General features: G+C 73.4%; 3 protein-coding genes and 1 pseudogene. 1 reads left to right on the top strand and 3 read right to left on the bottom strand.

The genetic code is table 11. From position 1 onward, the window contains the following. A pseudogene (locus tag NQ160_RS08885) lies at positions 1–180 on the top strand (sugar ABC transporter permease); the annotation flags it as partial. Between the two features lie 101 nt (positions 181–281). On the opposite strand, the gene NQ160_RS08880 reads toward NQ160_RS08885, so the two are convergent. The 3 genes from NQ160_RS08880 to NQ160_RS08870 all read right to left on the bottom strand — a co-directional run. After that, positions 282–1,601, bottom strand: a complete 1,320-nt coding sequence (locus tag NQ160_RS08880) for an O-acetylhomoserine aminocarboxypropyltransferase/cysteine synthase family protein (protein WP_257514869.1) — start codon at positions 1,599–1,601, stop codon at positions 282–284. A 91-nt stretch (positions 1,602–1,692) separates the two neighbouring features. Next, positions 1,693–2,640 (bottom strand): quinone oxidoreductase family protein, encoded by a 948-nt coding sequence (locus NQ160_RS08875; RefSeq protein WP_257514868.1) that lies wholly within the window; start codon positions 2,638–2,640, stop codon positions 1,693–1,695. Positions 2,641–2,667: 27 nt separating this feature from the next. Beyond that, the coding region (locus tag NQ160_RS08870; protein ID WP_257514867.1) for a DUF3418 domain-containing protein at positions 2,668–4,063 on the bottom strand (1,396 nt) is incomplete at its 5' end.

The raw sequence follows: 4,063 nt of genomic DNA, 5'->3' as shown, positions 1-4,063 counted from the left end.
GTGCAGGGCGGCGTGGGCACCATCGGCGGCGCCATCATCGGCGGCCTCATCATCGGTGTGCTCAACAACGGCATGTCGATCATGGGCATCGGCACCGACTGGCAGCAGGTCGTGAAGGGTCTCGTGCTGCTGCTGGCCGTCGCCTTCGACGTCTACAACAAGCGGCGCTCGGGCAACTGACCCGACGCGGTGACGGAGCGCGGTTCCCTTTCGGGGGAGCCGCGCTCCTTCGTTCGCGTTTGGTCGCGCGTCGCTCGCTCAGCGACCGGTGGGGCCGTCGCTCAGCGACCGGGAGACAGGGCGTCGAGCGCGTCGGTGAGGTCGGCGACGATGTCGGCGGGGTCCTCCAAGCCGATGGACAGCCGGATCGTCGCCGAGGTGATGCCACCCGCCGCCAACTGCGCGGGGCTCAGATGACTGTGCGTCATCGACGCCGGGTGCGCCACGAGCGTGCGTGCGTCGCCGATGTTGGCGACGAGCTGCGCGACCTGCAGCCGGTCGATGAGTGCGGCGGCGCGGGTGAAGTCGTCGTCGGCATCCGCGCCGGGGTGCAGCTCGAACGAAAAGACGGATGCCGCGCCCCGCGGCAGGTACCGCGTCGCAGCGTCGTGCCACGGGCTGGAGGCCAGGCCGGGGTGGTGCACGCGGGCGACCGCCGGATGCGTGCCGAGCGCCTCGGCGACCGTCTGCGCCGTGGCGCTGTGCCTCGCCATGCGCAGATCGAGGCTCTCGAGCCCCTGCAGCAACTGGAACGCGTTGAAGGCCGACAGCGACGGGCCCAGGTCCTGCGAGTACTTCGTGCGCAGCAGCGTGAGGTAGGCCTTGGGGCCGAACTGCTCGGTGAGAGCCGCGCCCGGGACGCGGGCCAGGGGCGTGTTCAGCTGGGGCCAGCGCGCGGCATCCGCCGTGAAGTCGAAGGTGCCGAGGTCGACGACGAGGCCGCCGAGGGCCGCCCCGTGCCCGCCGATGAACTTCGTCGCCGAGTGCACGACGATGTCGGCGCCGTGCTGCTTCGGGCGCTGCAGGTACGGGGTGGCGACGGTGTTGTCGATGATCAGCGGCACGCCGGCATCGTGGGCGATGTCGGCGACGAGGCGGACATCGAGCACCTGCGCGAGGGGATTGGCGACCGTCTCGGCGAAGAACGCCCGCGTGGTGGGGCGCACGGCCGCCCGCCACGCGGCGGGGTCGTCCTGATCGACGAAGGTGACCTCGATGCCCCAGTCGGCGAACGTATCGGCGAGCAGGTAGATCGTGCCGCCGTACAGCTGATGGGCCGCGACGATGTGCTCGCCCTGGCGTGCGAGCGTCAGCAGCGCGAGCGCGACGGCGGCCTGCCCGGATGCCACCGACACCGCGCCCGCGCCGCCTTCGAGGGTCGCGACCCGCTGCTCGAGCACCGTGGCGGTGGGGTTTCCGGTGCGGCTGTAGACGTTGCCCTCGCGCCGGAGAGCGAAGAGGTCCCGCGCCTCGGCGAGGGAGCCGAACCGGTAGGCGTTGGACTGGTAGATCGGCGGCACCGACGCGTACTGCACCGCGGCGGGGTCGTATCCGGCCTGCACCTGGGCGGTCGCGAACGAGGGACACGGGGCGTCGGGCATGGCCCCCATCATCGCGCCGGCCCGCGGAGGGCTTCGGCCGTGTGTCGCTTTGTTGCGGCATCCGGCGGCGTGTGACGGACGCGTTTGTGGGTCAGGGGACGAGCGTGATCTTGCCGTCGACGCCGTGGGCCACGAGGCGGTGGGCCTCGGCGGCCTCGGCCAGCGGCAGGGTCGGGCCGAGCTCCACCTGGAAGGCGCCGGCGGCCATCAGCGCCAGGGCGACCGGCACCGCCTCTACGCGCCACGCCTGCTGCTGGGCGGTCAGGGGCCACGGGGCCCCGCCGGAGAAGGCGCGGATGCCGAGGCGTTCGGCATCCGGTCCCCGAACGATCGTCGCGATGCGGGTGCGGTCGTCGAGCAGCTCGAACGAGGCGTCCAGCGCTTCGTCGGTGCCTGCGCAGTCGAGGATCGCGGTGACGCCGTCGCCGGCGACGGCCCGCACGCGGTCGGCCACCCCTTCGCCGTAGATCACGGGAGTGGCGCCCAGGGCGGCGACGCGGTCGGCGCGACGCTCGGACGAGGTCGCGATGACGTCGGCACCGGCCAGGCGCGCGAACTGGATGACGGCCTGGCCGACGCTGCCGGACCCGCCGTGCACGAGCAGGGTCTCGCCGGCGCCGATCGCGAGCGACCGCACGCACTGGTAGGCGGTGCCGACCGGAATGCCGAGAGCCGCGCCCATGGCGGCGCTGACGGCGGCCGGGCGGGCGAAGACCTTGTCGGCGGCGGCGACGACCTCTTCGGCGTAGCAGCCGTTGACGCCCGAGATCACGACCGGGTCGCCGGGGCGGAACCCGTCGACGTCGTCTCCGACGGCGGTGACGATGCCGGCGGCATCCATCCCCAGACGGCGGGGCTTGTCGACGCTCGGCGGCGCCGAGGCCCGCAGTCCCGAGCGCAGCTTGGCATCGATCGGGTTGACGCCGGCGGTCTGGATGCGCACCGCCACCTGCCCGGCACCCGGCTCGCGGGCGGGCACGTCGATCTCGTGCAGCACTTCGGGATCACCGAACTCGGTGTAGACGATCGCACGGGACATCGGAACCTCTTCCGTAGGGGAATGGCTCTATCCTCGCAGAGCCTTCTGGATCCGTTGCGGCGAAACCGGTTCGGCGGTGCCCAGGCGCTGCGCGAACAGGCTCACGCGGTACTCCTCGAGCAGCCAGCGGACGTGCGCGAGGTTCGGCGGCGCATCCTCGGCGAGAGGGATCGTCCCCCCGGCCTCGGTATACAGCGCGGCCATGCGCTCGTACTCGGTGAGGCGCTGGCGGTCGCGTCCGGGGTTGTCGCCCAGCTGGGCGACGCGCTCCGCGGCGCCTGCCAGATAGCGCGGCAGGTGCGCCAGGCGGGCGATGCCGATGCGCGAGACGAAGCCGGGGAACACCAGGCCCGCGAGCTGCCCCTTGATGTCGCCGAGCGCGGCGAGCAGCGTCATGGAGTTCTGCGCGCGCACCGCCTTCTCGACGTCGCGGGCGGCGGTCAGGATGCGGGCGGTCAGCGACACCGTCTGGAACAGCTCGTCCACGACGACGCGGGAGAATTCCGCACGCACTCGGGTGAAGTCGGCGGGGGTCCGCACCACAGCCCCCGGCATCGTGCGGGCGAGCACGGCGTCGGCGACGGCCACGCGCGCGTCTTCGATGAGGGCCTTCGCCGAGGGATAGGGGGATGCCGCGAGGGCGAGCTTCTCGTGCGCGGTCAGATGCTCCAGCACGTAGGGGGAGGGCGAGGGGACCGTCAGCAGCAGCAGCCGGCGCACCCCGGCGTGGGTCAGCCGCTCAGCCGCCTCGGGGGTGGCCTGGATCCGCAGCGCGACGGAGGCGCCCTCGTCGACCAGCGACGGATACCCGCGCACCACGCCGCCCGCGACGCGCGTGTCGACGAGCGCCGGCAGGTCCCCGATCGTCCAGTCCACCAGGCCCGTCTGCTCCGCGACGCCGGCTCCCGCGGCTCCCGCGCCCGCAACGCCGGAAGCGCCCGCGGGATCGAGCCCGGGCACGGCGCCTGGCGCCGAGCCGGCGGCGCCGGGACGCGGCGGCCGGTCGCCGCGCGGCGCGGCGAGGGACTTCGTCACCGCTCCGCGGGCGCGATCGGCGAGCCTGTCCTGCAGGGCGCGCAGGTCGCGATCGGATGCCACGGTGCGGCCACGTTCGTCCACCGCCCGGAACGACACCCACAGGTGCCCGGGGACGCGGTCAAGATCGAAGTCCGCGGCGGTGACGGGCTGGTTCGACACGCGCTGCACCCGTGCGGCGAGAGCTTCGCGCAGCGGGCGGGGCGGCAGCCCGTCGTGGGACTCGGGACCGTCGCCGGCGAGCTCGTCGGCGAAGCGGGCAGCCCAGTCCGCGGCCGGGACGACGCTGCGGCGGATCGCCTTGGGCAGCGCCCGCAGCAGTCCCGCGATGAGCTCACCGCGCAGCCCCGGCACCTGCCAGTCGAACCCGTCCGGCTTCAGCTGGGCC

The sequence above is a fragment of the Microbacterium sp. zg.Y909 genome, from assembly GCF_024626565.1.
This window is presented reverse-complemented; position numbering and strand designations above follow the sequence as displayed.